Below are 25,635 nucleotides of genomic sequence, written 5' to 3'. Positions count from 1 at the left end.
GGACTGCCGACATGGTGAGCCAAATAACAGATGTGCAGGGTTCGCGATCGGCAGGGGGAAATTCAAGGCGCGGATGAATGAATGGCCCCACCTCAGCCCCTACGGCAGCAACCCGCCCCGGCGTGCCGCAGCCACCGCCTCGCCGCGGGTGTGGGCGCCGAGTTTGCGCATGGCCGAGCGCAGGTAGCTCTTGACTGTTTCCGTGCGGAGGCCCAGGTGCTCGGCGGTGACCGCGTTGGTGGCGCCGGCCGCGACGCAGCTCAGGACGTCGACTTCGCGGGGGGCCAGTTGGACGGTGGGGCGGTGGTCGGGCGGTGGGGCGGGCGTCCCCTGGGTCAGGAGGCCGCACGCGTCGAGGAGGTCCGTGCGCAGGGCGGGGTCGCTGATGCGGGGAGCCAGCGCGCGCAGGGCCGCGTGGGCCTCGCGGACCTGCTCCCAGGCGGCGCCCCGGTCGTCGTACGGCGCCGGCCGGGCCGCCGCCAGCAGGCCCCGCACCTCGTCCCGCACCACCAGCGCCTGCTCCACGTCCCGCGCCGCCTGCACGGCCGCCGTCAGCGTGCGGTCGCCGAGCGGCTGGGCCGTGCGCAGGGCGCCGTACAGGACGCCGCGCACCCGGCGCCGTACGACGACCGGGATCGCCAGCACCGAACGCAGCCCCTCCGCGGCGACCGCGGCGTCGTACTCGTGGGTGATCTGCCGGGAGACGGAGTAGTCCGTGACCGCGCAGGGGCGGGCGAGGGCGACGGCCTTGCCGCCCAGGCCGTTGCCGGCGGTCACCGCGAGTCTGCTCAGGGACTCGGTCGCCGTGCCGTTCAGTTCGCTGATGCGCATCCGCGGGCGCCCCGGCTCCACCATGCCGCCGAAGGCGACCGGCAGACCCGTCGAGCGGCGCAGGCGTACCAGCGCGCCCCTTATCTCCACCGATGCGGCCGCGTCCACTGCCACGTGCTCGCCCTTTCACCGCTGTTTCCCGAGCGCACACCCCCGTTCGGGGGTAGTGAGACCCACGTCACGGATTACACGATGACAGAGAGCCGCCCGGCAAGGTCCGGTCAATCAGGAGGACAGATGACTACGGGGACGGAGCAGTTCCGCAGAGCGCGGGACTTCCTGCTCGACCACCGCGAGGACTACGCGACGGCCTACGAGGGCTTCGCCTGGCCGCGACCCGACCGGTTCAACTGGGCGCTCGACTGGTTCGACGTCGTCGCGGCCGGAAACGACCGCCTCGCGCTGCACATCGTCGAGGAGGACGGCAGCGAGGTCCGGCTGTCGTTCGCCGAGATGGCCGAGCGGTCCGACCGCGTCGCCAACTGGCTGCGCGCGCGGGGCGTCCGTGCCGAGGACCGCGTCCTCGTCATGCTCGGCAACCAGGCCGAGCTGTGGGAGACCGCCCTCGCCGCGATGAAGCTGCGCGCCGTCGTCATCCCGGCCACCCCGCTGCTCGGCCCGGCCGACCTGCGCGACCGGGTGGAACGCGGACGCGTCCGGCATGTCCTGGTCCGGGCCGAGGACACCGGGAAGTTCGACGAGGTGCCCGGCCGGTACACGCGGATCAGCGTCGGCGGGCAGCGCGAGGGCTGGCAGACGTACGAGGACGCCTACGCCGCCTCCGCCGAGTTCACCCCCGACGGGCCGACCGCCCCCGACGACCCCCTGATGCTGTACTTCACCTCCGGCACCACCGCCCGCCCCAAGCTGGTCGAGCACACCCACGCCTCGTACCCGATCGGGCATCTGGCCACCATGTTCTGGATCGGCCTCAAGCCCGGCGACGTGCACCTGAACATCTCCTCGCCCGGCTGGGCCAAGCACGCCTGGTCCAACCTCTTCGCCCCGTGGAACGCCGAGGCGACCGTCTTCATCCACAACTACACCCGCTTCGACGCGGCCCGGCTGATGGCCGAGATGGACCGCGCCGGCGTCACCACCTTCTGCGCCCCGCCGACCGTCTGGCGCATGCTCATCCAGGCCGACCTCAGCGCCCTGCGCACCCGGCCCCGCGAGGTTGTGGCGGCGGGCGAGCCCCTGAACCCCGAGGTCATCGAGCAGGTCCGGCGCGCCTGGGGCGTGACCATCCGGGACGGCTTCGGGCAGACCGAGACCGCCGTCCAGGTCTCCAACAGCCCCGGCCAGCCCCTGAAGACCGGCTCGATGGGCCGCCCCAGCCCCGGCTTCCGCGTCGAACTCCTCGATCCGGTCTCCGGCGCCCCGGGAGCCGAGGAGGGCGAGATCGCCCTCGACCTGTCCGCCCGCCCCGTCGGCGTGATGACCGGCTACCACGGCGACGCCGACCGTACGGCGGAGGCGATGGCCGGCGGCTACTACCGGACGGGGGACATCGGTTCGCGGGACGCCGACGGCTACATCACCTACGTCGGCCGCGCGGACGACGTCTTCAAGGCCTCCGACTACAAGATCAGCCCGTTCGAGCTGGAGAGCGCCCTGCTGGAGCACGAGGCGGTGGCCGAGGCGGCCGTCGTGCCCGCGCCGGACGAGGTGCGGCTCGCGGTGCCGAAGGCGTACGTCGTCCTGGCGGAGGGCTGGGAGCCGGGGCCGGACACGGCCAAGGTGCTCTTCGAGCACTCCCGGGAGGTCCTGGCCGCCTACAAGCGCGTCCGCCGCCTGGAGTTCGCGCCACTGCCCAAGACCGTCTCCGGCAAGATCCGCCGCATCGAGCTGCGCGAGGCGACCGCCGCCGGGTCGGACGCCGAATACCGCGAGGAGGACTTCCGGTGAACTCCTACACCCACGGGACCGGCGACACGCCGCTGCTCGGCGACACCATCGGAGCCAGCCTGGACCGGGCCGTCGCCGCCTGGCCTGACCGGGAGGCGCTGGTCGACGTGCCGTCCGGGCGGCGCTGGACCTACGCCGAGTTCTCCGCCGACGTGGACGAGCTGGCGTACGCGCTGCTCGCGAGCGGGGTCGCCAAGGGCGACCGGGTGGGCATCTGGGCGATCAACTGCCCCGAGTGGGTCCTGGTGCAGTACGCCACGGCCCGCATCGGCGCGATCATGGTGAACATCAACCCGGCCTACCGCACCCACGAGGTCGAGTACGTCCTCAACCAGGCCGGCATCTCCCTCCTCTTCGCCTCCGTCAGTCACAAGACGAGCGACTACCGGGCCATGGTCGAGCAGGTGCGCGGCAAGTGCCCGCAGCTGCGCGAGACCGTGTACATCGGGGACCCCAGCTGGGAGGCACTGGTCGCGCGGGCGACACCGGCGCCGTTCGAGGAGCTGTCCTGCGACGACCCCATCAACATCCAGTACACGTCCGGCACCACGGGGTTCCCCAAGGGAGCCACCCTCTCCCACCACAACATTCTCAACAACGGCTATTTCGTAGGGGAGTTGATCGCCTACAGCGAGCAGGACCGGGTGTGCATCCCGGTGCCCTTCTACCACTGCTTCGGCATGGTCATGGGCAATCTGGCCGCCACGTCCCACGGCGCCTGCATGGTGATTCCGGCCCCGTCCTTCGACCCGAGGGCCACGCTGGAGGCGGTCCAGCAGGAGCGCTGCACGTCCCTGTACGGCGTCCCCACCATGTTCATCGCGGAGCTGAACCTCCCCGACTTCGCGTCGTACGACCTCTCCACCCTGCGCACCGGCATCATGGCGGGCTCACCCTGCCCGGTGGAGGTGATGAAGCGGGTCGTCGCCGAGATGCACATGGCGGAGGTCTCCATCTGCTACGGCATGACCGAGACGTCCCCGGTCTCGCTCCAGACCCGCAGGGACGACGACCTCGAACACCGCACCGGCACGGTCGGCCGCGTCCTGCCGCACATCGAGGTGAAGATCGTCGACCCCGCGACCGGCGTGACCCAGCCCCGCGGTACGGCGGGCGAGCTGTGCACCCGCGGCTACAGCGTGATGCTCGGCTACTGGAACGAACCCGAGAAGACCGCCGAGGCCGTCGACGCCGGGCGCTGGATGCACACCGGGGACCTAGCGGTGATGCGTGAGGACGGCTATGTCGAGATCGTCGGCCGCATCAAGGACATGATCATCCGGGGCGGCGAGAACATCTACCCGCGGGAGATCGAGGAGTTCCTGTACGGCCACCCGAAGATCGCGGACGTCCAGGTCGTCGGCGTCCCCCACGAGCGCTACGGCGAGGAGGTACTGGCCTGCGTCATCCCGCGCGACGCGGCCGATCCGCTGACACTGGAGGAGCTACGGGCCTTCTGCGACGGGCAGCTGGCGCACTACAAGATCCCCAGCCGGCTCCGGATCCTGGAGTCCTTCCCGATGACGGTGTCCGGGAAGGTGCGGAAGGTGGAACTGCGCCAGAAGTACGGGACCGCCCCGGCCTAGGGCCTGTCGTTTGGATCATGCAGGCGTCGCCGAACGACAGGCCCTGGTCGCCGGCCGGTTCCGCTGGTCGCGGCGCATGCACACGCGCGGCCAGCGGTTGAGGCCGAGTTCCGCCTCGTGGGCGCGGATCCTGCGCAGCCCGGCGGTGAGCTCGGTCTCGGCCAGTGTGCGGAAGCCTAGACGGGCGTAGTACGGCGCGTTCCACGGGACCTCGGTGAACGTGGTCAGGGTGAGGGCGGCCAGGTCTTCCTCGTGTGCGCGGTCGGCGGCGTACGCGAGGAGGGCGCGGCCCAGGCCCCGGCGGGCGGCGTCCGGGTGCACCGAGACCTGCTCGATGTGCAGGGCACCGTCGACGGGCTCCCAGATGAGATAACCCACCGGGCGGTCGTCGGCGTCGCAGGCCACCCAGGCGCGGCCCGCCCGGCGGTAGCCGTCCAGGACGTCGAGGGCGGGCGGCTCGTCGTCGGCGACGGCCGCCATGCCGAGCTCGCGGAAGGCGGCCCCCGCGGCGCGCTCGATGTCCTGGAGCACCGGGAGCTCGTCGGCCGTGGCGGGGCGGATACGCATGGGCCGAGTGTCCGTCGACGTCGGCCCCCAGCGCGAACGGATTACCGCGCGCCCTCCGCGTCCAGGTCGTCGGCGAGGCTGTTGACCGGCTGGGGCGTGCCCGTGAGGTCCAGCACGAACAGCGGCACGCCCAGCGAGTCGGCGCGGGCGCGGGCGTCGGGGGCGTACCCGGCGAGGGAGAAGTAGACGCAGTCCGCGGACTCCGTCATCGCGGTCAGCCACAGACACTCCACGTCCCGCAGCGAAGCCGGCGCCACGGTCGGATCGACCTGCGCGAGCAGCCCGTGCGCGGCGATCCCGATGCCGGTCGGTGGCCGCTGGTCGGCGCGGCGGATGTCCCGGTAGCCGAGCCAGCGCAGATAGACGGCGGCGGCCGTGACGGCGTCGTGGGCGGTGCGGATGGTGATGGGCTGGAAGGGGCGGCGGGGGGTGGGGCGCTCCGGGGTGTCGGCGCCTGTGCGCGTGCGCGTGTCGGGGTGTACGTCGGTGGCCGGCGGAGGCTTCTTTTCCGAGCCCGGGTCCGGGTCCGAGCCCGAGCCCGGGTCCGAACCCGAGCCCGGGTCCGGAGCCGGGGGCGCGTCAGCGCTCGGGTCTGCCTGCGCGCCTACCTCCGTGCCTGGACCCGAGCTCGCGTTCACGTCCGCCCCCGGGTTCGCGCCCGCGCTCAGGTTCGAGCCCGGGTCCGGAGCCGGGCCCGCGTCAGCGCTCGGGTCTGCCTGCGCGTCCACCTCCGTGCCTGGACCCGAGCTCGCGTTCACGTCCGCCCCCGGGTTTGCGCCCGGGTCCGGAGCCGGGCCCGCGTCAGCGCTCGGGTCTGCCTGCGCGTCCACCTCCGTGCCTGGACCCGAGCTCGCGTTCACGTCCGCCCCCGGGTTCGCGCCCGCGCCCAGGTTCGTGCCCGTGCCCGGGGCCGCTTCCGCGCCCGCCTGGCTGTGCGTGGCTCCGGCGACGTCCCTTTCTCCGTCCGTCCTCGGCCTTGCGTCCGTCCCCGGGCTTGCGTCCGTTCCCGGGCTTGCGTCCGTCCTCGGCCTCGCGTCCGTGCTCGGGATCGGGGCTGGTCCTGTGACCGGGGCCAGGCTCGTGGCCGCCGTCCCGGCGCCGGTGTCTCCGGTGTCTCCGGCGCCGCCTGGGCCCGTGGCCTCGTCTTCGCCCCGTGGCGTCTCCACCACCCCCACCCGCAGCAGCACCCCGCAAGGGCACCCCAGCTCCGGACGGGGCCACTCGTTCTCACGGCCGCACTCCGCGCAGCGCACGCGGACCCATTCGTCGTCCCAGGTCCGATGGACGACGGCGGTCGCGACCCCGTGCGGGTCGAGCGTCGGCGCGACGGGCACCCCGCAGGCGCACGGGTAGACGGGTGCCGCGTACAGATGCTCCCGGCGGCAGGCCGGGCAGCGCAGCGGCACGCTCTCGGACATGGCCACTCCAGGACGCCCTCGTATCGGGACAGCGCTCCCATCGTCCTCCAGGGGGCGCCCGGTTGTCCGCCCCTTGACGGCCTTCACCGGCCCACCTACATTGCTTCCAGATAGTAGAAAAGTGTTTCCGCAATGTGGAAATCAGTGCGGAACCGACATCGTCACGGAATTGCTCACCGCGGGGCGCGACGGGAGTGCGAATCCGACAGCCGAAGCAGGAGTACTCAATGGCTCGTATGACCGCTGCCCGAGCGGCAGTCGAGATCCTCAAGCGCGAGGGCGTCAGCAACGCGTTCGGCGTGCCGGGTGCGGCGATCAACCCCTTCTACGCGGCCCTCAAGGCCTCCGGGGGCATCAACCACACCCTCGCCCGCCACGTGGAGGGCGCCTCGCACATGGCCGAGGGCTACACGAGGACCCACCCGGGCAACATCGGCGTCTGCATCGGCACGTCCGGCCCGGCCGGCACCGACATGATCACCGGCCTGTACTCCGCGATCGGCGACTCCATCCCGATCCTGTGCATCACCGGCCAGGCACCGACCGCCGTGATCCACAAAGAGGACTTCCAGGCCGTCGACATCGCCTCGATCGCCAAGCCGGTCACCAAGATGGCGGTGACCGTCCTGGAGGCCGCCCAGGTCCCCGGCGTCTTCCAGCAGGCCTTCCACCTGATGCGCTCCGGCCGTCCCGGCCCGGTCCTGATCGACCTGCCGATCGACGTCCAGCTCACCGAGATCGAGTTCGACCCGGAGACGTACGAGCCGCTCCAGGCGTACAAGCCGGCCGCGACCCGAGCCCAGATCGAGAAGGCGATCACGCTCCTCAACGAGTCCGAGCGGCCGCTGATCGTCGCGGGCGGCGGTGTCATCAACGCCGACGCCGCCGAACTCCTCGTCGAGTTCGCCGAGCTGACCGGCACCCCGGTCGTCCCGACCCTGATGGGCTGGGGCCTGCTGCCCGACGACCACGAGCTGAACGCCGGCATGGTGGGCCTGCAGACCTCGCACCGCTACGGCAACGCGACCTTCCTGGAGTCCGACTTCGTCCTCGGCATCGGCAACCGCTGGGCCAACCGCCACACCGGCAAGCTCGACGTCTACACGGCCGGACGCAAGTTCGTCCACGTCGACATCGAGCCCACCCAGATCGGCAAGATCTTCGCCCCGGACTACGGCATCGCGTCCGACGCGAAGGCGGCCCTGGAGCTGTTCGTCGAGGTCGCACGGGAGCTGAAGGCGGCCGGCAAGCTGCCCGACCGCTCGGCGTGGGCCGCGTCCGCGCAGGAGCGCAAGGCCACCCTCCAGCGCCGTACGCACTTCGACGACATCCCGATCAAGCCGCAGCGTGTCTACGAGGAGATGAACAAGGCCTTCGGCCCGGAGACGCGGTACGTCTCCACCATCGGCCTCTCGCAGATCGCCGGCGCCCAGATGCTGCACGTCTTCAAGCCGCGGCACTGGATCAACTGCGGTCAGGCGGGCCCGCTCGGCTGGACCGTCCCGGCCGCCCTGGGCGTCGCCAAGGCCGACCCGGAGGCGCAGGTCGTCGCCCTGTCCGGCGACTACGACTTCCAGTTCATGATCGAGGAACTGGCGGTCGGGGCGCAGCACAAGATCCCGTACGTCCATGTCCTCGTCAACAACTCCTACCTGGGCCTGATCCGTCAGGCGCAGCGGGCGTTCGACATCGACTTCCAGGTCAAGCTGGAGTTCGAGAACATCAACTCGCCCGAGCTCGGCGTCTACGGCGTCGACCACGTCAAGGTCGCCGAGGGCCTCGGCTGCAAGGCGATCCGGGTGACCGACCCGGCGGAGCTCGGCGCGGCCCTGGAGCAGGCCAAGAAGCTCGCCGCCGAGCACCAGGTGCCGGTCGTCGTCGAGGCGATCCTGGAGCGGGTCACCAACATCGCCATGTCGACCACCAACGACATCAGCAACGTCGTCGAGTTCGAGGAGCTCGCGACGGAGCCGGAGCACGCGCCCACGTCCATCAAGACCCTGAAGGTCTGACACGCCCGCTCCACCCGCCCGGACACCGAAGGGGCGGTCCAGCCGAAAGGCCGGACCGCCCCTTTTCCGTGCTCCCCCGTGAACCGTGCTCCCCCGTGAACCGTGCTCCCCCGTCGAGGCCCGCCGCCCCCGTGTCGGCGGGCCTCGTGTGAGAACAATGTGCCCTGCACCGGGCGCGGTTGAAGCCTCGCGACGTGTGTTCAGAGGTTGATTTGAGGGTTGCGTAGAGGGCGTACGACCGGTGGCGTACGCCGGTAGGGCTCGGGGAACACCGAAGAGCGCCGGGTACGGGACCGTCCGTACCCGGCGCTCTTCGGCCGGTGAGGTAGGGGGTTGTGGCCGTCCGACGGTGCGAGGCTGGGCGCGACAGGACGTTCGCGCCGCCGGACGGGGTCTTTGGGGGGAGGCTCGGGACCGCGGCGGCAGCGACGGAACCGGGGGCTCCTTCCCTCTGGTCGAGAAGGAGGCCCGGACCTTCACCACCGCACTGGCTCGCACGCCGCCGCGGTCCTCACGTTGCCCGCGCCCCGTTGCCGGTCGACCACCCCTCATCCGGGTCGATCGGCGCTGTGGCGCGGGCGGTGCGTCCGGCTCATGACCTCCCGTCAGGAGTCGGACGCAGCCCGGGGGTTCAGTCCTCGCGCAGGGCGCGGACCGCCTCCTCCACGCGCTTGCCGTACTCGGGGTCGGCGGCGTGGAAGTGGGCCAGGTTCTTCTCGATCACGTCGTCGCGGGAGACCTGGGACAGGCCGCCGGCGATGTTCGCGATCAGGCGGGACTTCTCCTCGGCGGACATGAGGCGGTACAGCTCGCCCGCCTGGAAGAAGTCGTCGTCCTTGGTGTGCAGCGGGGCCTCGTGGGTGCCGGTGTGGCCGGTCACGGCCAGCGGGGCCGACAGCGGGCGGCCGGTCTCCACCGGGCCGTCGTAGGAGTTCGGCTCGTAGTTCTTCGCGGCACGGCCCTGGGAGTTGGTCGCCATGAGGCCGTCACGGCCGTAGTTCCGCGCGCTCGTCGCCTTGGGGGCGTTCACCGCCAGCTGGGTGTGGTTCACGCCCAGGCGGTAACGGTGCGCGTCCGCGTAGGCGAAGAGACGGCCCTGGAGCATCTTGTCGGGGGAGGGGCCGATGCCCGGCACGAAGTTGTTCGGGGAGAACGCGGCCTGCTCGACCTCGGCGAAGACGTTGTCCGGGTTGCGGTCGAGGACGAGACGGCCCACGCGCTGGAGCGGGTAGTCCTTGTGCGGCCAGACCTTGGTGAGGTCGAACGGGTTGAAGCGGTAGTCCGCCGCCTCGGCGGCCGGCATGAGCTGGACGTACAGCGTCCACGACGGGTGCACGCCCCGCTCGATGGCCTGCAGCAGGTCCGTCTGGTGGGAGCCCGGGTCCTTGCCCGCGAGCTCGGCGCCCTGCTCGGCGCTCAGGCAGCGCACGCCCTGGTTCGTCTTGAAGTGGTACTTGACGAAGAAGGCCTCGCCGTCGGCGTTCGTCCACTGGTAGGTGTGCGAGCCGTAGCCGTTCATGTGGCGGTACGACGCCGGGATGCCGCGGTCGCCCATCAGCCAGGTCACCTGGTGCGTGGCCTCCGGGGCGTGTGCCCAGAAGTCCCACACGTTGTCCGGCTCCTGACGGCCCGTGAACGGGTCGCGCTTCTGCGAGTGGATGAAGTCGGGGAACTTGATCGGGTCCTTGATGAAGAACACCGGGGTGTTGTTGCCGACGAGGTCGTAATTGCCCTCCGCCGTATAGAACTTGACCGCGAAACCGCGCGGGTCGCGCACCGCGTCCGCGCCGCCGAGGCTGTCGGCCACGGTCGAGAAGCGCAGGAACACCTCGGTCCGCTTGCCCACCGCGCTCAGGAAGTCGGCGTGGGTGAAGCCGGTGACGTCGTCGGTCACCTCGAAGTGGCCGTACGCGCCGGAGCCCCGGGCGTGCACCACGCGCTCCGGGATCCGCTCGCGGTTGAAGCGCGCCAGCTTCTCCAGCAGGTGCTGGTCCTGGAGGAGGAGCGGGCCGCCGACGCCGGCGGAGGCGGAGTTCTGGTTGTCGGCGACCGGGGCGCCGGCCTCGGTCGTGAGCACGCGCTTCGACATCGTGGACCTTCCGTGCGGTGGCACTTCCGTGCTGGTGGCAGCGGAAAACTCTTTCCGCTTGATGGAGCCTAGAAGTGGGAGAATCTGAACGTCAACAGTTTGTTGAAGTTGTTTGCAGCGGTTGATTCCGGGCGACGCCCCCGCCTGGGCGCGACAGGACAGATGTCAGCGGGGGCGCCGCCCGGAAGTCTCGGGGTGCGGTCGGACCTGGTCAGACCTGGGCGCCGGAGAGGCGCTCCACGGCCCGCAGCAGGGCCGAGTGGTCCAGGCCGCCGTCGCCCTGCGCACGCAGGGACGCGACCAGCTGGGCGACGACGGCGCCGACGGGCAGGGCGGCGCCGACGTTGCGGGCGGCGTCGGTGACGATGCCCATGTCCTTGTGGTGCAGGTCGATGCGGAAACCGGGCTTGAAGTCGCGGTTCAGGAAGTTGTCCTTCTTCCGCGTCAGCACGGTCGAGCCGGCCAGGCCGCCGCCCAGGACGTCCAGCGCGGCCGTCAGGTCCACGCCGGACTTCTCCAGGAAGACCACGGCCTCGGCGCACGCCTGGATGTTCACGGCGACGATCAGCTGGTTGGCCGCCTTCACGGTCTGACCCGAGCCGGGCGGCCCGCACAGCACGATCGTCTTGCCGAGGGCTTCGAGGATCGGCTTCGCGGTGTCGAAGTCGGCCTGCTCGCCACCGACCATGATCGACAGCACGGCCTCGATGGCCCCCGCCTCGCCGCCGGACACCGGGGCGTCCAGCACGCGGATCCCCTTGGCCTTGGCGGCCTTCGCCAGGTCGACCGAGGTCTGCGGGGTGATCGAGGACATGTCGATCAGCAGCGCGCCGGACTTCGCGTTCTCCAGGATCCCGTCGGGGCCGTAGGAGATGGCCTCGACCTGCGGGGAGGCCGGCACCATCGTGATGACGACATCGGCGTCCTTCACGGCCTCGGCGATCGAGGCGGCCACCGCACCGCCTGCGGCGGCCAGGCGGTCCAGCTTGTCCTGCTCCAGCGTGAAGCCGGTGACCTGGTAGCCCGCCTTGATCAGGTTCTCGGACATGGGGGAGCCCATGATGCCGAGGCCTATCCAGGCGATCTTGGGGAGGTTGCTCATGATTGGGGGTACCTCTCTGAACTGCTGTGGTGCGCAAACGAATAGATGCCGGTCAGCGAAATTCAGCCCGTCCGGCGTTTGAGGACGAGGCCCTTTCGGGGCCGAAGCGGGGGTCTGGGGGCAGCCCCTCAGGGCCGGCGCCGTCAGCGGCCGGCGCGGTGCTCCACCGGCAGCCAGCCGAACGCCTCCGCACTCGGACGGTCACCCGGCTTGTACTCAAGCCCGACCCAGCCCTCGTAACCGGCCTTCTGCAACCGGCCCAACAGCTCCTCAAGCGGCAGCGCCCCCGTGCCGGGCGCGCCGCGCCCCGGGTTGTCGGCGATCTGCACATGGCCGGTCTTCGCGGCGTACTGCTCGATCACCGCCGGCAGGTCCTCGCCGTTCATGGACAGGTGGTACAGGTCCATGAGGAACTTCGCGTTGCCCAGCCCCGTCGCCTCGTTGACCTTGTCGACGACGCCGACGCCGGCCGGGGCGCTGACCAGCGGGTACAGCGGCGACTCCGGCTTGTTCAGCGTCTCGATCAGCAGGATCGCGCCGATGCGGTCGGCCGCCCGGGCCGCGAGGACCAGGTTCTCCAGCGCGAGCGCGTCCTGCTCGGCCGGGTCCACGCCCTCGACGCGGTTGCCGTACAGGGCGTTGAGCGCCTTGCAGCCCAGGGAGGCCGCGAAGTCCGCCACCACGTCGATGTTGGCGCGGAACTTCTCCGACTCCTCGCCCGGGACCGACAGGGCGCCGCGGTCGGGGCCGGGCAGCTGACCGGCGTAGAAGTTCAGCCCCGTGAGCTGGACGCCCGCGTCCTCGATGGCCTTCTTCAGGGCGTCGAGCTCGGACTGCTCGGGGGTGGGGGAGTCGACCCAGGGCCACCACAGCTCGACCGCGGTGAAGCCGGCCGCGGCGGCGGCCGCGGGACGCTCCAGGAGCGGGAGTTCCGTGAAGAGGATCGACAGGTTGACGTTGAAGCGCTGCTCTGCGGCTGTGTCCGATTCAAAGACTGGCATATCGCCGGCGCTCCCTTCCGTGTCAAGTTTCCGTATTGCGGAAGTTAGTTTCTGCTTATTGGAAGATTGCCGTTGTGTGTCCCAGCTTGTCAAGAGGGCTCGGCGGAAGGCGGCGCCGCGCGTTAGGTTGACCGCGTGCGATTGAGAGTGGAGTTCACGACCGAGCCCTTCGATCTCGACGAGGCGCCCGCGCACGCGTTGGCGGCCCGCGAGGTCATCGAGGCGGCCGCGCTGGACGCGGTGGACGTCGGTCCGTTCGGCAACACGGCGGAGGGCGGTGCCGACGCCGTGCTCACCGCCGTGGACGCCCTGCTGCGCAGGAGCCTGGAGGCCGGTGCCACCCGGATCTCCCTCCAGCTCAACGTGGTCGGGGAGGGCGACCGGTGACCGGCGCCGGGGGCGAGCCCTTCATCGCGGCCGTGAAGCCGCTGGTCGACGCCATGGGTGGCGAGATACTCCCGCCGGACGAGGCCGGCCCCGAGGACGTCGTGCTCTCCTGGCAGGGTGCCGACGTCGTCGCCGTACGGCTGCCCCAGCTCGCCGACTCCCTGGACCACATCCTGGCCGCCATGGAGCGCAGGAAGGGCCGGCCGCTGGCCGACCTGGACCGCAAGGCCAAGCAGGAGGTCGTACGGATACTGGAGGCGCGGGGCGCCTTCTCCGTGCGGCACGGCGTGGAGACCGTGGCGAGCGCGCTCGGGGTGAGCCGCTTCACCGTCTACAACTACCTGAACCGGGACAAGAACGCCTGAGGTGGTCGGCGGGGGGCCCGCCCGGTTTCGTCGCCGCGAATTTTCAACAAAGTGTTGACGTCTCGTCGTCGTAGGGCGTTAGCTATCGGCACGCCCGTTCAGTACGAAGGCCCTGCGCGGCCACGGAGGCTCCCGTGACGTCGAATTCCACGCCCCCGGGCCTGACCCGGTTCAACGCCCTGGAGGAGCACGCGGCGTTCGCCGCGCTCCACGAGGCGTGCGCCTCCACGGCATGGGCGAAGCGGCTGCTCGCCGCCCGCCCCTACGCCACCGCCGACGACCTCTACGAGGCCAGTGACGCCGCCACGGCCGAGCTGACCGCCGAGGACCTCCAGGAGGCGATGGCCGGGCACCCGCCGATCGGCCGCCCCAAGCCGGGCGACCCGACCTCGGCCCGGGAGCAGCGCGGCATGGCCGGCGCCTCCGAGGAGCTCAAGGCGGAGATGCTCGAACTCAACCTGGCCTACCAGGACCGGTTCGGCCATGTCTTCCTGATCTGCGCCACCGGCCGGACCGGCGAGCAGATGCGCGACGCGGTCAAGGAACGGATCGGCAACTCGCCGGAGCAGGAGCGGGAGATCGTCCGCACCGAGCTGGGCAAGATCAACCGTATCCGGCTCGCCCGCATCGTCGAAGAGGAAGCCTGACCCCATGAGCACCGCCACCACCGCCTCCGTGTCCACCCACATCCTGGACACCAGCGTCGGCCGCCCCGCCGAGGCCGTCGCCGTCCAGCTCTCCGCCCGCACGGGCCGGGACGCCGGCTGGCAGACGCTCGGCGGCTCCGCGACCGACGCGGACGGGCGGTGCAAGGACCTCCCGGCGCTGCCGGAGGGGACCACACACGTACGGCTCGACTTCGCCGTCGAGCCGTATTTCGAGAAGAAGCAAGCCGATGCGCAGCAGGACGCCCCCGCGAATCGGGACAGCGGTGCCGTGTTCTTCCCCGAGGTGGCGATCACCTTCGCCGTGCAGCCTGGGGAGCATTACCACGTACCGCTGCTGCTCAACCCGTTCGGCTACTCCGTTTACCGAGGGAGCTAGCAGACATGCCCACGATCCTGGGACAGAACCAGTACGGCAAGGCCGAGAACCGAGTCGTAAAGATCACGCGGGACGGCGCCACCCATCACATCAAGGACCTGAACGTCTCCGTCGCCCTCTCCGGCGACATGGACGAGGTCCACTACTCCGGCTCGAACGCCAACGTCCTGCCGACCGACACCACCAAGAACACGGTGTACGCGTTCGCCAAGGAGTACGGCATCGAGTCCGCCGAGCAGTTCGGCATCCACCTCGCCCGTCACTTCGTCACCTCGCAGGAGCCGATCCACCAGGCCCGGATCCGGATCGAGGAGTACGCCTGGGAGCGGATCGACGCCTCCGACGCCAACTCGCAGTTCATCGGCGCCGACGAGGTCAAGCACTCCTTCGTCCGCAAGGGCCAGGAGACCAGGGTCACGCAGATCACCTACGACGGTGAGAAGTGGGAGGTCGTCTCGGGCCTCAAGGACCTGGTCGTGATGAACTCGACGAACTCCGAGTTCTGGGGTTACGTCAAGGACAAGTACACGACGCTCAAGGAGGCGTACGACCGCATCCTGGCGACCCAGGTCTCCGGCCGCTGGCGGTTCAACTGGACCGACGACGAGCAGCGGATGCCCAACTGGGAGAAGTCCTACGAGCAGACCAGGAAGCACATGCTCCAGGCCTTCGCCGAGACCTACTCGCTCTCCCTCCAGCAGACCCTGTACCAGATGGGTTCGCGGATCATCAACAACCGCAGCGAGATCGACGAGGTCCGCTTCTCGCTGCCGAACAAGCACCACTTCCTCGTCGACCTGGAGCCCTTCGGGCTGAAGAACGACAACGAGGTGTACTTCGCCGCCGACCGCCCCTACGGCCTGATCGAGGCCACCATCCTGCGGGACGGCTGCGAGGCGAAGATCCCGATGGACCTCACCAACCTCTGATCCATCCCCTTTCGGCACCCGTGACCGGGGAACCCGCCTCCCCGCGGACCCGGCTCCCCGGTCACGGCACTCAAAACTCCCGGGGTCCTGCCGTGCCCTCTCCGATCAGCACAACTCCCGTGAAAAAGGGGCGAACCATGGCAGCAGCCCAGCGTATCGTCATCGAGAACTGTTCGATCGCCACCGTCGACGCGCAGGACACCGAGTACGCGACGGGGTACGTCGTCATCGCCGGCAACCGCATCGAGTCCCTCGGCGCGGGCAAGGCCCCCGAGGGCCTGGAGAACGTCGTACGCCGTATCGACGCCACCGGGCACCTGGTCACCCCCGGCCTGGTCAACACCCACCACCACTTCTACCAGTGGATCACCCGGGGTCTGGCCACCGACCACAACCTCTTCAACTGGCTCGTCGCCCTCTACCCGACCTGGGCGCGCATCGACGAGCAGATGGTGCGCTCGGCCGCGCAGGGCTCGCTGGCGATGATGGCCCGCGGCGGCGTGACCACCGCCATGGACCACCACTACGTCTACCCGCAGGGCTCCGGCGACCTCTCCGGCGCCATCATCGGCGCCGCCCGTGACATGGGCGTCCGCTTCACCCTCGCCCGCGGTTCCATGGACCGCAGCGAGAAGGACGGCGGGCTGCCGCCGGACTTCGCCGTCGAGACCCTCGAAGGCGCGCTCGCCGGGACCGAGGAGACCGTCAAGCAGCACCACGACGCCTCCTTCGACGCCATGACCCAGGTCGCCGTCGCCCCCTGCTCGCCCTTCTCCATCTCCACCGAACTCCTGAAGCAGGGCGCCGAGCTGGCCCGCCGCCTCGGCGTGCGCATGCACACCCACGGCTCGGAGACCGTGGAGGAGGAGAAGTTCTGCCACGAGCTGTTCGGCATGGGCCCCACCGACTACTTCGAGTCCACCGGCTGGCTCGGCGAGGACGTGTGGATGGCGCACTGCGTCCACATGAACGACTCCGACATCGCCGCCTTCGCCCGCACGAAGACCGGCGTCGCCCACTGCCCGTCCTCCAACGCCCGCCTCGCGGCCGGTATCGCCCGTGTCCCCGACATGCTGGCGGCCGGCGTCCCGGTCGGCCTCGGCGTCGACGGCACCGCCTCCAACGAGTCCGGCGAACTGCACACCGAACTGCGCAACGCCCTGCTCATCAACCGCCTCGGCGCCCACCGCGAGGCCGCCCTGAACGCCCGGCAGGCGCTGCGGCTCGGGACGTACGGCGGCGCCCAGGTCCTCGGCCGGTCCGCCGAGATCGGCTCGCTGGAGCCGGGCAAGCTCGCCGACCTCGTGCTGTGGAAGATGGACACCCTCGCCCACGCCTCCATCGCCGACCCGGTGACCGCCCTGGTCTTCGGCGCGGCCGCCCCGGTCACGGCGTCGTTCGTCAACGGCCGTCAGATCGTGGAGCAGGGACGGCTCCGCACGGTCGACGAGGACGCCATCGCCCGCTCGACGCGGGAAGAGGCCCAGCGCCTGGCGAGGATCGCCGCGCAGGCCTGACGGTCTCAGAAGAACTCCGGTCGGGAGGGACGGCTCCCGACCGGTAGCCGTGGACCCGAGCGGGGTCCATGGCGGCCGTCTCCGGGGCGCGCGTGAACGCGTGCGCCCCGGAACGGTCACCGTTTCCCCCGGAACGGGCCCGTCCCCGGTCCCGCACGACCGCGCACCACCTCCAAGAAACCCACGTCCGAGCCGACGTGTTAGCTGACCCGGAGGAACCGCCGTGACCGCCCACCCCGTTGACGAGAAACTCCCCGCACTCAAAATGGCCACCACGGGCCTGCAGCACGTGGCCGCCATGTATGCGGGAGTCGTCGCCCCACCCCTGATCGTCGGCGCCGCCATCGGCCTGAGCGCCACCGACCTGACCTTCCTCACCGGCGCCTGCCTCTTCACCGCCGGCCTCGCCACCTTCCTGCAGACCCTCGGCATCTGGAAGATCGGCGCCCGGCTGCCGTTCGTCAACGGTGTCACCTTCGCCGGCGTCGCCCCCATGACCGCGATCGTCGCCTCCACCGAGGACAAGTCCGACGCCCTGCCGATCATCTTCGGCGCGGTCATCGTCGCCGGCCTCCTCGGCTTCCTCGCCGCCCCCTTCTTCAGCAAGGCGGTCCGCTTCTTCCCACCCGTGGTCACCGGTACGGTCATCACGCTGATCGGTATCTCCCTCCTCCCGGTCGCCTTCGGCTGGGCGCAAGGCCCCAACCCCGCCTCGGACGACTACGGTTCGGCGACCAACCTGGGCCTGGCGGGCGGAACCCTGCTGATCGTGCTGCTCCTGCGCCGCTTCACCACCGGCTTCGTCAAGCAGATCGCCGTACTCCTCGGCCTGGTCGTGGGGACGCTGATCGCGATCCCGTTCGGTGTCACGGACTTCGGCCCGGTCGCGGACGCGGACGTCATCGGCTTCCCGACCCCGTTCCACTTCGGCGCCCCGCAGTTCCAGCTCGCCGCGATCGTCTCGCTGTGCGTGGTGATGGTGGTGTCGATGACCGAGTCGACGGCCGACATGCTGGCACTGGGTGAGATCGTCGACCGCCCGGCCGACGAGAGGACCATCGCGGCCGGCCTGCGCGCCGACACCCTCGGCTCGGCGATCAGCCCGCTGTTCAACGGCTTCATGTGCAGCGCCTTCGCGCAGAACATCGGCCTGGTCGCGATGACGAAGATCCGCAGCCGGTACGTCGTCGCCGTCGGCGGTGGCTTCCTGGTGCTGATGGGCCTGTGCCCGATGGCGGCCTCGCTCATCGCGGTCGTGCCCCGCCCGGTGCTCGGCGGCGCGGGCGTCGTCCTCTTCGGCTCGGTCGCCGCGAGCGGCATACAGACCCTCGTCCGGGCCGGCCTCGACAAGGACAACAACGTCCTGATCGTCGCCGTCTCGCTCGCCGTAGGCATCGTCCCGATCACGGCGCCGGAGTTCTACCACGCCTTCCCGGAGACGGCGCGGATCGTCCTCGACTCCGGCATCTCGACGGGCTGTGTGGCGGCGGTCGTGCTCAACCTGGTCTTCAACCACCTCGGCAGGGGCGGCCGGGACGCCCATGACGTGACCCACCCGATGGAGGCGGGAGAGGAGATCACCGGGACGCCGCCCCGGACCCCTGCGACTCCCTGAGGTCGGCGAACAGCTCCGCCTGGCAGATGGCCGGGACCTTCCGCACCCGAATTCCGCTTAGGCTTCTGCCTCGGTCAACTCTTGGTTGACCCGGGGTTCAGGGGATTGAGGGGGACAAGGGGATGAGGGGGGAAGCGGGCCGATGAGCAACGCGACCGAGGTGTTCCAGCCACTCCAGGCGGACGATCCGTCCGTAGTGGCCGGATACCGTCTCGCCGCCCGGCTGGGCGCGGGTGGCATGGGCCGGGTCTATCTGTCGCACACGCAGGGCGGCCGGCCGGTGGCGATCAAGGTGGTGCGGCCGGAGCTGGCCGACGACCCGGCCTTCCGGCGGCGGTTCCGCCGGGAGGTGGAGGCGGCCCGACGGGTCCGGGGCGCGTACACCGCCGAACTGATCGACGCCGACACGGACGGCGTACCGCCCTGGCTGGCCACGCTGTACGTGCCCGGACCCTCCCTGACGGAGGCCGTCGCCCGGCGCGGACCGCTGCCGGTGCCCGCCGTGCTGTGGCTGATGGCGGGCGTCGCCGAGGCACTCCAGGCCATCCACGGTGCGGGCATCGTGCACCGGGACCTGAAGCCGTCGAACGTGCTGCTGGCCGCCGACGGGCCCCGGGTGATCGACTTCGGCATCTCGCTGGCCACCGACCTCAGCTCCCACACCGCCACGGGCTCCACCGTCGGCACGCCCCATTTCATGGCTCCCGAGCAAGCCGCCGGGGGCGAGGTCACGGCCGCGACCGACGTCTTCGCACTGGGCCAGACCGCGGCGTTCGCGGCCCTGGGCCGCCCGCTGTACGGGGAGGGCTCCGCGGTCGGCGTGCTCTACCGCATCGTGCACGACGAACCGGACCTGTCCGTCCTGCCCGAGCCGCTCCGCCCCCTGTTCGCCCGGTGCCTGGCCGCGGCCCCGGAGGAGCGCGCCACCTTGGCGGAGGTCGTCGAGTGGTGCCGGCGGCGACTGGGCACGGACGCCGACGCGGGTGCGGGGCCGACCGTCTGGCGGGACGTCATGGGGCCGGAGCCAACAGTTCCGTCCCCCGTGCCCGACCCCACCCGGATCCTGCACACGCGGCCGCTGGTCGTCACACAGCCGCAGCGGACGGGGCCGGACGATCGACGGGCGCGCAGACGGCGTACGGCACTGATCACGATCGCGGCCGTGCTGGCCGGGGCGCTGGTGCTGACGGGCTTCGCGTGGATGGTCTCGCAGGCGGGGGGCCGGTTCCGGGACTGGGTCGCGGGCGCGCCGACCACGTCCGGTGCGGGGGAGTCCGAAGGTTCGTCGGGGGGCGGGTCGGGGGCGTCGTCGTCGACCTCCGCACCGACGTCGCAGGACGATGCCGAGGCGGCGGGAAGCGGTGACAGGACGCCGGAGGCGTCGAAGCCCACCCCGACGAGGTCCCCGTCACCGCAAGTCCTCACCCAGGCCCCCGTGCTGCTGAACGCGGACACCTCACTGAGCTTCGAGGAGCCGCTCTGGCGCGAGGACCGCAAGGGGGACATCCGTCTCGACTGCGACAGCTCCAGCTGCGCGATCGAGAGCGACACCAGCGTGTTCCTCCAGATGCCCGGCAAGGCGGGCACCACCCTCGACGAATGCCGTCTCATGCTCGGCGGCGCCGACCAACACCGCTGGACGCTGGCCTCCGTGGCGGCCGGCACCGAGATCTGCGTCAAGCACCCGTCCGGGGACATCGCGCTGCTCGTGGTCCAGACGAAATCGACGGCACTGCCGGAGATCGCCTTTCTCAGCATGGACATGACGGTCTGGAAGAACGCCGCCTAGTCGCACCGCGATGTCCCCGTATCCGGGTCACCGGGTGAAGGTCACCCGGTTCTCCTTCAGGGCACCGCAGTTGGAGCCCGTCACCTGCACGTACACGTTCTTGATGTGACCGCCCCAGTCCACGCAGTGCGCCTTGCCGTAGACGTAGGTCGGTCCGGCGTACGACGTGTACTGCCCGTAGTCCTCGTCGTACTCCTCGGTGTCGGACACGTAGATCCACGCCGACATGTCCATGGCCGTGCCCGGGTTGTTGCGGATGGTCGCCACGCAGTTCTTGCCGTTGGACGCGTTGTACGTCAGGTAGATGGTGCCCAGCGAGCCGATGGCCGCGGAGTTCACCGTCTTGTAGCTGCTCCCGCAGACCTTCTGCGGGGTGGTGTTGGGCGCGGCGGAGGCGGGCGCCGTGAGGGCGGCTGTGGTGCCCACCGTCAGGGCCGCCAGCGCGGCAGCGGACAGGACAGAACGTGCGTATCGCATATTTCCCCCTGGTCTCCATTGGAGGTGGTTGCTCCTGCATGGTGTGACCCACCGGGTATGCGAATGGTTGTGCTCAGTTCTGACGCTTCCTCAACAGAGCCGCCGCCAGCACCAGCGCGCCCGCCGCGATCAACGTCCCTACCTGGAAGGCGAGTTGGTGACCGGCCGCCGTGGCCGCCCCCGAATGCAGCGGCGGGAGTACGTCGGTGACGTACGACCCGTCGACCGGCGCCCGGCTCAGCAGTGCCATGCCCTGACTAGAGCCCGAACAGGCTCGGGTCCGAGGCCAGTTCCTTGAAGTAGTCCTGCGGGTTGGCGACCATCCTGCGCTCCTTGAGGTCCAACAGACCACCGACCGCCGTCAGCTCGGCCGCCACCGTGCCGTCCGCCTTGCGAACGGTCTGCCGGATCTGGAACGTCTTGCCGCCCGACCACTCGAAGGCGCAGGTCACGTCTACCTCGTCACCGGCGAGCAGCTCCCGCTTGTAGCGGATCGTCGTCTCCAGCGCGACGGGGCCGACGCCCTTGCCTATCAGGCCCGCCTGGCTGATGCCCGCGGCCTGGAGCAACGACCAGCGGGCGTGCTCCGCATAGTTGATGTACACGCTCTGGTTGACGTGCCCCTGCACATCCGTCTCGTAGCCGCGGACGGTGACCCGGACGGAAAACGGCTCGCTCACTGCTTCCTCTTCTCGCCTTCGATGTCCTGTGCACCGATCTTGGCACGCCCGTCATGCCCGGCGCGGGGATGCCAGCAGATATCGCGCTCTTGTGCGAGGTTCGGTGTGCTCGCCGGCCTGCCACCCCGCCTCCTCCAGTGTGGCGGCGCAGGCCCGCAGCCGCGCGCCGTCCGGCTCGTGCACGGCGACCGCCTCCGGCTGTGGGGTGGCCCGCACCCGGTAGCCCTCCTCCAGGTCCGGCCCGGCCGGACGGTGCCCGGCGGCCTCCAGGGCGAGCGCGGCGGCCTGCACCAGATGCGTACGCTCCCATGCGCACGGCCGGTCCGTCGCCCCGTCCGGGTTGGTCATCCGGCGCAGCTCCAGCAGCCCCTGCCAGGCGCTGTGCACCTCGCGGACCCGGGCCGGCCCGCTCCTCGGCGGGCTTTCCTCACCGCCGATCCGGGCCGCGAACACCCCGCCGGCCGCGGGAGCCTCGGCCTTCGCGGGCGCCGTCGGATCCGCCTCCCGTATCCGATGCCCGGCCGGCGTCAGAAAGTGATCGTGCGGCGGCCGCGGGTGCCGGAAGGCGAGCCCTCGCTTCACCAGTGCCGCGAGCTGGGCCTGCGTACCCCTGAGCCGCCCGGTGACCGGGTCGGCGGCATCGATGACACGCCGTTGGGCGGCGGTCGGCGGTCGGGACACGGCGTGCTCCTTCCCGGGCGGGCGTCGACGCGGGCGTGGGCGTCGACGGGGGTGTGGGCGTCGACGGGGGCGTGGGCCTCTACCGCGCCGGCCCCTGCCGGTCAGGCACACGCCCCATCTGCTGGGAAGGCTACGACCCGGGTCTGACATTCCACTCGGCGATCACCGGCCGCCCGTGCTCCGTGCCCAGCCGGCACACCGTCCCCGTCGCCAGCTGGAACAGCGCCCCGTCCGCCGCCGGCAGCCCCAGCCGCCGGGCCGTGAGCACCCGCAGGAAGTGCCCGTGCGCCACGAGCGCCACACAGCCTTCGCCGTCGCCGAGCGCGGCGTCCACCTTGGCCAGCATCCGGTCCGCGCGCTCCCCGACCTGCCGCACGCTCTCCCCGGGGCGGTCGGGCGGTCCGGGCGCGACCCCGTCCGTGAACAGGAACCACCCCGGCCGCTCCCGCTGGATCTCGGCGGTCGTGACCCCCTCGTACCCGCCGTAGTCCCACTCCCGCAGCTCCGCGTCGACCGCCACGTCCGCCACCTCGTGCAGCCCGATGAGCTCGGCGGTCTCCCGTGCTCGCCGCAACGGGCTGACGAAGGCGGCCCCGATGCCCTGCGCACGGATCAACGGCGTCAGCCGCCGCGCCTCCTCGCGCCCGTGCTCGGTCAGCGGCACGTCCGTCCAGCCGGTGTGCCGCCCGGACCGTGACCACTCGGTCTCGCCGTGCCGGACCAGAAGGAGATCACCCACGTGCGCGCCCTTCCCGCTCGCCTCCCAGCACCGTGCCACAGCGTCGCCGACGGCCGCAGGGCGGATTGGGCCGGACGGCCCGCGCCGGGCCCGTCCGCACGGCCGTCGCCCTGCCTCACGGCCGGTTCAGACCCCCGGCAGGCTCTGCACCGACTGCGCGAGCTGTCCGACCGCGACGACGAGCGGGGCCACCGGCTGGACGAACTCGTTCAGCCGGTGCAGGGCGCGCCGCAGGACGGTCGGCTGTGGCTCCTCCTCCTGGAGTTCCTCGCGCAGCCGGCGTAGTTCCCTGCTGGTGGCGTCGGGGTCGTCGAGCGCGGTGCGGTGCTCCTCCAGCAACCGCTCGACCACGGCCAGGAGTTGTGCGGTGCGAGCGGCCTGCTCCGGGTCCTGCGTCTGGAAGGAGACGGCGCCGGACGACGCCTGGGCGCCGTCTCCCACGGCCTGGTTGCCGACGTACTGGGTGCCGCCGCTGATCATGACGCCCTTGTTGACGGGAGGGCCCTGGTGCCCGTCGTCGTTTCGCATGAGGATGTCCCCTACTTGTCGGAGCCGCCGGCGGCGCTGAGGGCGGAGGCGCCGGACTGCTGCGGGATGTTCTGGGTGGCGGTCGCGCCCGCGCCGATCGCCTGGTTGCCGATGATGCTCGTCCCGCCCTGCTGGATGAGCCCCTGGTTGAGGATCGTCTGCTGCTGGGTGCGGAAATCGGTGATGTCGTAGCCGTGGGCGTCGAGGAACTCCCGGATGGCGGCGAGGGTGTGGCGTTCCACGAGGGAGACGATCCGGCCGGCGTCCACGACCTGGAAGTAGTTGTGGTAGTCGGGGCTCAGCGCCATCTCACGGACGCTCACCCGGGCGCCGTAGTCGAAGACCGGGTCCTGCTCCATGGCCTTCAGCTCGTCCACCATGCGTCGGGTGTGCCGGGTCTCGAAGCGGGCGTGGCGCAGTGCCCGGTACGGCGCGGCGAAGAAGGCGCCGCCGGTGCGGGCGAGGGAAGCCAGCAGCAGGCCACGCCTGCCGTCGGGGCCGAGCGGGCCGCGCAGGCGGTCCACGACGTGGTAGTCCGCGGCCACCGGGCCGAGCACGTGGTTGTCGCAGTGCAGGTGCAGCGTTCTGCCCGCGGTCGAGAAGTGCAGGAACACGCTGGGCACCACGTCCCCGCCCCACATCGGGACGTGCACCGCCAGATAGTGGCGGACGGTCCCGGTCGGGCGCAGCATGATCTGCTCGACCTCTTCGGGGGACAGCCGGACGGTCGGGGTGATGCTGCGCTCCGCCTCGATGAACCGCTCGTCGTCACCGATGGTCGTGCCGTTCACGAACACGCGGTCCTCGATGACGAGGGACCCGAGTGCCTCCTCGCCGGGTTCCGCCTCCTCGCCTGCTTTCGCCGCCCCGTCGGTGACGCCGCGCTCGGCGACCGCGCGCAGTCGTGCGCGGACGTGGTCGACGAGTTCGGCGACCGTGAAGGGCTCCGGCTCGGCGGGGCGCGCGGTCATGCCGGCCCGGTCGTCCGAGGGCAGGAGCGGCACCGCGAGCGACCACTTGGAGTGGGTCTCCGAGTAGCCGATGAACGGGGTGTACCCGCTGTACACCGTGACGTTGCCGACCTGGGCCTGCCGGACGGCCGCGAGTCGCTCGGCCATCCACTTCCGCCGCGGGACGGTGGGCCGGGGCTGCAGGGGGAACGTGTCGCGGGTCATGGTGGTGCGCAGCAGCTGGTCGATGTCCCGGTCGTGGTCCACGACCGTCACATGGGCGAACACCACCGCCCCGATCGACGCCAGGACGGCTGGCACCCCGCCCAGATAGGAGCCGAGCAGCCAGCCGAAGAAGCCCGGCACGGGCAACGACGAGACCAGGGAGGCGAAGTAGAAGGCGAGCAGTGCCACCACCGCGGCCGTGACGGCGCCGGACACCAGCGCCCTGCTGCCGGGCTGGTGGTGCCCGCGGGTGGCCAGGCTCGGCTGGGCGCCGGGGCGCCGGGTGGTCGACAGGAGCAACGCGACGTACAGCAGCCACAGCGGTGCGAGCAGCGCCACGACGGCGAACGCCCCCGCCAGGCGCAGGTCGCGCCCGTGACGCAGTTCCTGTGCCGTCAGGCAGTGGCGTGCCACCGACACCAGGTCGACCTCGGGTGAGGGGGCCACGGCACTGGCCTCGTCGGCCAGAACCTCCTCCACCACCCGGTCGGCGAAGCGTTCGTCCACGTAGGCCGCGGTGCACAGATAGCGGGTGACATCACCCGGTGTGCTCCCGACCGGCATGCGGACCTGTGGGGTCGTCATGCCGAGCCCTCCCTTTCTCCTCCTGGCCGGTGACGTCCTCCGGGCGGCGACGGACCTCGGGGCGGTGACGGACCTCGGGAGGCGGGTGCCGGGTGGCCCGGCGGTCAGCAGCGCGAGCAGTGCGCCGACCGCCAGGCCGAAGACGAGGGCCGAGAGCGTGAGGTCCTTCAGCAGGGTGTCTGTCGGGGACACCTCCGCATCGGGGACGAGGGTGTCGAGCAGGCCGACCCGCAGCAGGGCCTCGACCTCGGCCGCCAGCACACCCACGGCCAGACAGCGGATCCAGCCCGCCCCGTGGCGCGGCAGCCGCCATGCGAAGAGGGCGAGCCCCGCGAGCAGCGCCACGACGCAGACGTTGTCGATGACCAGGAAGGTCACGCTGCCGTACCGGTCGAGGGAGTACTCCCAGCCGGGGACGAGGGCCGCTTCGGTGAGGGTGCGTAAGGTCTCGTCGCCGGAGAGCTCTATGTAGAACTTCTCGATGTAGAAGTCCCAGACCGGGCGCTGTGCCCACGGGCTGCCCCCGACGACGACGAGCAGGAGCAGCAGGGCTGTTCGGCCGCGTAAGAACGAGGGCGAGTCGGACCCACTCCGAGACAAGAACACCTGT

At 70.9% G+C, this 25,635-nt stretch carries 23 protein-coding genes and 1 pseudogene; 11 read left to right on the top strand and 13 right to left on the bottom strand.

Annotation, left to right across the window (positions count from 1 at the left end):
* Positions 1 to 99 precede the first annotated feature (99 nt).
* On the bottom strand, positions 100 to 939 hold the full coding sequence (locus AQJ67_RS04830) for a helix-turn-helix transcriptional regulator (RefSeq protein WP_062716687.1): 840 nt from the start codon (positions 937 to 939) through the stop codon (positions 100 to 102).
* A 129-nt stretch (positions 940 to 1,068) separates the two neighbouring features.
* Here AQJ67_RS04830 and AQJ67_RS04825 point away from each other — a divergent pair, with 129 nt between their 5' ends.
* Positions 1,069 to 2,739 (top strand): AMP-binding protein, encoded by a 1,671-nt coding sequence (locus AQJ67_RS04825; protein WP_062716686.1) that lies wholly within the window; start codon positions 1,069 to 1,071, stop codon positions 2,737 to 2,739.
* Complete coding sequence (locus tag AQJ67_RS04820; protein ID WP_425264136.1) at positions 2,715 to 4,325, top strand: AMP-binding protein; 1,611 nt, start codon at positions 2,715 to 2,717, stop codon at positions 4,323 to 4,325. The genes AQJ67_RS04825 and AQJ67_RS04820 overlap by 25 nt, the downstream gene beginning before the upstream one ends.
* A gap of 15 nt (positions 4,326 to 4,340) precedes the next feature.
* On the opposite strand, the gene AQJ67_RS04815 is transcribed toward AQJ67_RS04820, so the two are convergent.
* Both AQJ67_RS04815 and AQJ67_RS04810 read right to left on the bottom strand, forming a co-directional pair.
* Positions 4,341 to 4,892, bottom strand: coding sequence for a GNAT family N-acetyltransferase (locus tag AQJ67_RS04815; protein ID WP_062716684.1), 552 nt, complete (start codon positions 4,890 to 4,892; stop codon positions 4,341 to 4,343).
* Between the two features lie 41 nt (positions 4,893 to 4,933).
* Positions 4,934 to 5,323, bottom strand: a pseudogene (locus AQJ67_RS04810) (hypothetical protein); the annotation flags it as partial.
* 1,214 nt (positions 5,324 to 6,537) lie between these two features.
* Between AQJ67_RS04810 and gcl the strand changes: the two are divergent.
* Positions 6,538 to 8,322, top strand: a complete 1,785-nt coding sequence (gene gcl / locus AQJ67_RS04800; protein ID WP_062716683.1) for a glyoxylate carboligase — start codon at positions 6,538 to 6,540, stop codon at positions 8,320 to 8,322.
* A gap of 631 nt (positions 8,323 to 8,953) precedes the next feature.
* Here the strand turns inward: gcl and AQJ67_RS04795 are convergent.
* The 3 genes from AQJ67_RS04795 to AQJ67_RS04785 all read right to left on the bottom strand — a co-directional run bounded on the left by AQJ67_RS04795 (position 8,954) and on the right by AQJ67_RS04785 (position 12,514).
* On the bottom strand, positions 8,954 to 10,411 hold the full coding sequence (locus AQJ67_RS04795) for a catalase (RefSeq protein WP_062716682.1): 1,458 nt from the start codon (positions 10,409 to 10,411) through the stop codon (positions 8,954 to 8,956).
* Positions 10,412 to 10,622: 211 nt separating this feature from the next.
* Positions 10,623 to 11,513 carry a 2-hydroxy-3-oxopropionate reductase gene (locus tag AQJ67_RS04790; protein WP_062716681.1) on the bottom strand — a complete coding sequence of 297 codons (891 nt, stop codon included), beginning with the start codon at positions 11,511 to 11,513 and terminating at the stop codon, positions 10,623 to 10,625.
* Positions 11,514 to 11,656: 143 nt separating this feature from the next.
* Positions 11,657 to 12,514, bottom strand: coding sequence for a TIM barrel protein (locus AQJ67_RS04785; protein WP_062716680.1), 858 nt, complete (start codon positions 12,512 to 12,514; stop codon positions 11,657 to 11,659).
* Positions 12,515 to 12,649: 135 nt separating this feature from the next.
* Here AQJ67_RS04785 and AQJ67_RS04780 point away from each other — a divergent pair, with 135 nt between their 5' ends.
* From AQJ67_RS04780 to AQJ67_RS04745, 8 genes are all read left to right on the top strand, one after another.
* The gene (locus AQJ67_RS04780; RefSeq protein WP_062716679.1) at positions 12,650 to 12,901 is read left to right on the top strand and encodes a YkoF family thiamine-binding protein; all 252 of its coding nucleotides are present in this window, start codon (positions 12,650 to 12,652) and stop codon (positions 12,899 to 12,901) included.
* Positions 12,898 to 13,266 carry a helix-turn-helix domain-containing protein gene (locus AQJ67_RS04775; protein ID WP_062716678.1) on the top strand — a complete coding sequence of 123 codons (369 nt, stop codon included), beginning with the start codon at positions 12,898 to 12,900 and terminating at the stop codon, positions 13,264 to 13,266. Before AQJ67_RS04780 ends, AQJ67_RS04775 begins: the two co-directional genes overlap by 4 nt.
* 134 nt (positions 13,267 to 13,400) lie before the next feature.
* Positions 13,401 to 13,913 carry a 2-oxo-4-hydroxy-4-carboxy-5-ureidoimidazoline decarboxylase gene (uraD, locus tag AQJ67_RS04770; RefSeq protein WP_062716677.1) on the top strand — a complete coding sequence of 171 codons (513 nt, stop codon included), beginning with the start codon at positions 13,401 to 13,403 and terminating at the stop codon, positions 13,911 to 13,913.
* Between the two features lie 4 nt (positions 13,914 to 13,917).
* Positions 13,918 to 14,310 carry a hydroxyisourate hydrolase gene (uraH, locus tag AQJ67_RS04765; protein ID WP_062716676.1) on the top strand — a complete coding sequence of 131 codons (393 nt, stop codon included), beginning with the start codon at positions 13,918 to 13,920 and terminating at the stop codon, positions 14,308 to 14,310.
* 5 nt (positions 14,311 to 14,315) lie between these two features.
* Complete coding sequence (pucL, locus tag AQJ67_RS04760; RefSeq protein WP_062716675.1) at positions 14,316 to 15,239, top strand: factor-independent urate hydroxylase; 924 nt, start codon at positions 14,316 to 14,318, stop codon at positions 15,237 to 15,239.
* 137 nt (positions 15,240 to 15,376) lie between these two features.
* On the top strand, positions 15,377 to 16,756 hold the full coding sequence (locus tag AQJ67_RS04755; RefSeq protein WP_062716674.1) for an 8-oxoguanine deaminase: 1,380 nt from the start codon (positions 15,377 to 15,379) through the stop codon (positions 16,754 to 16,756).
* A 223-nt stretch (positions 16,757 to 16,979) separates the two neighbouring features.
* Positions 16,980 to 18,371, top strand: a complete 1,392-nt coding sequence (locus AQJ67_RS04750; protein WP_107122771.1) for a nucleobase:cation symporter-2 family protein — start codon at positions 16,980 to 16,982, stop codon at positions 18,369 to 18,371.
* Positions 18,372 to 18,513: 142 nt separating this feature from the next.
* Positions 18,514 to 20,160: a serine/threonine-protein kinase gene (locus AQJ67_RS04745; protein ID WP_062716672.1), complete on the top strand. Its 1,647-nt coding sequence runs from the start codon at positions 18,514 to 18,516 to the stop codon at positions 20,158 to 20,160.
* A gap of 27 nt (positions 20,161 to 20,187) precedes the next feature.
* Here AQJ67_RS04745 and AQJ67_RS04740 read toward each other — a convergent pair whose 3' ends face one another.
* The 7 genes from AQJ67_RS04740 to AQJ67_RS04715 all read right to left on the bottom strand — a co-directional run bounded on the left by AQJ67_RS04740 (position 20,188) and on the right by AQJ67_RS04715 (position 25,631).
* Positions 20,188 to 20,637, bottom strand: coding sequence for a hypothetical protein (locus AQJ67_RS04740; RefSeq protein ID WP_062716671.1), 450 nt, complete (start codon positions 20,635 to 20,637; stop codon positions 20,188 to 20,190).
* A 73-nt stretch (positions 20,638 to 20,710) separates the two neighbouring features.
* Positions 20,711 to 20,887, bottom strand: coding sequence for a hypothetical protein (locus AQJ67_RS46550; protein ID WP_244190359.1), 177 nt, complete (start codon positions 20,885 to 20,887; stop codon positions 20,711 to 20,713).
* A 7-nt stretch (positions 20,888 to 20,894) separates the two neighbouring features.
* Positions 20,895 to 21,317, bottom strand: coding sequence for an acyl-CoA thioesterase (locus AQJ67_RS04735; protein ID WP_062716670.1), 423 nt, complete (start codon positions 21,315 to 21,317; stop codon positions 20,895 to 20,897).
* Between the two features lie 51 nt (positions 21,318 to 21,368).
* Positions 21,369 to 21,998, bottom strand: coding sequence for a hypothetical protein (locus AQJ67_RS04730; protein WP_062716669.1), 630 nt, complete (start codon positions 21,996 to 21,998; stop codon positions 21,369 to 21,371).
* Positions 21,999 to 22,128: 130 nt separating this feature from the next.
* The gene (locus tag AQJ67_RS04725) at positions 22,129 to 22,737 is read right to left on the bottom strand and encodes a histidine phosphatase family protein (RefSeq protein WP_062716668.1); all 609 of its coding nucleotides are present in this window, start codon (positions 22,735 to 22,737) and stop codon (positions 22,129 to 22,131) included.
* A 126-nt stretch (positions 22,738 to 22,863) separates the two neighbouring features.
* Complete coding sequence (locus AQJ67_RS04720) at positions 22,864 to 23,265, bottom strand: DUF5955 family protein (protein WP_062716667.1); 402 nt, start codon at positions 23,263 to 23,265, stop codon at positions 22,864 to 22,866.
* Positions 23,266 to 23,276: 11 nt separating this feature from the next.
* Positions 23,277 to 25,631, bottom strand: a complete 2,355-nt coding sequence (locus AQJ67_RS04715) for a hypothetical protein (RefSeq protein ID WP_062716666.1) — start codon at positions 25,629 to 25,631, stop codon at positions 23,277 to 23,279.
* Between the last annotated feature and the right edge of the window lie 4 nt (positions 25,632 to 25,635).

Source organism: Streptomyces caeruleatus (assembly GCF_001514235.1).
Classification (GTDB): Bacteria; Actinomycetota; Actinomycetes; order Streptomycetales; family Streptomycetaceae; genus Streptomyces; species Streptomyces caeruleatus.
Note: the sequence above shows the minus strand (reverse complement) of the source record. Positions and strands in the feature narration are given on the sequence as shown.

Bases quoted from the DNA above. Each gene is read 5' to 3' on its own strand.
- AQJ67_RS04825 (WP_062716686.1), top strand. From the start codon at position 1,069: ATGACTACGGGGACGGAGCAGTTCCGCAGAGCGCGGGACTTCCTGCTC.
- AQJ67_RS04815 (WP_062716684.1), bottom strand. From the start codon at position 4,892: ATGCGTATCCGCCCCGCCACGGCCGACGAGCTCCCGGTGCTCCAGGAC.
- gcl (WP_062716683.1), top strand. From the start codon at position 6,538: ATGGCTCGTATGACCGCTGCCCGAGCGGCAGTCGAGATCCTCAAGCGC.
- AQJ67_RS04795 (WP_062716682.1), bottom strand. From the start codon at position 10,411: ATGTCGAAGCGCGTGCTCACGACCGAGGCCGGCGCCCCGGTCGCCGAC.
- AQJ67_RS04790 (WP_062716681.1), bottom strand. From the start codon at position 11,513: ATGAGCAACCTCCCCAAGATCGCCTGGATAGGCCTCGGCATCATGGGC.
- AQJ67_RS04785 (WP_062716680.1), bottom strand. From the start codon at position 12,514: ATGCCAGTCTTTGAATCGGACACAGCCGCAGAGCAGCGCTTCAACGTC.
- uraH (WP_062716676.1), top strand. From the start codon at position 13,918: ATGAGCACCGCCACCACCGCCTCCGTGTCCACCCACATCCTGGACACC.
- pucL (WP_062716675.1), top strand. From the start codon at position 14,316: ATGCCCACGATCCTGGGACAGAACCAGTACGGCAAGGCCGAGAACCGA.
- AQJ67_RS04755 (WP_062716674.1), top strand. From the start codon at position 15,377: ATGGCAGCAGCCCAGCGTATCGTCATCGAGAACTGTTCGATCGCCACC.
- AQJ67_RS04745 (WP_062716672.1), top strand. From the start codon at position 18,514: ATGAGCAACGCGACCGAGGTGTTCCAGCCACTCCAGGCGGACGATCCG.
- AQJ67_RS04740 (WP_062716671.1), bottom strand. From the start codon at position 20,637: ATGCGATACGCACGTTCTGTCCTGTCCGCTGCCGCGCTGGCGGCCCTG.
- AQJ67_RS46550 (WP_244190359.1), bottom strand. From the start codon at position 20,887: ATGGCACTGCTGAGCCGGGCGCCGGTCGACGGGTCGTACGTCACCGAC.
- AQJ67_RS04720 (WP_062716667.1), bottom strand. From the start codon at position 23,265: ATGCGAAACGACGACGGGCACCAGGGCCCTCCCGTCAACAAGGGCGTC.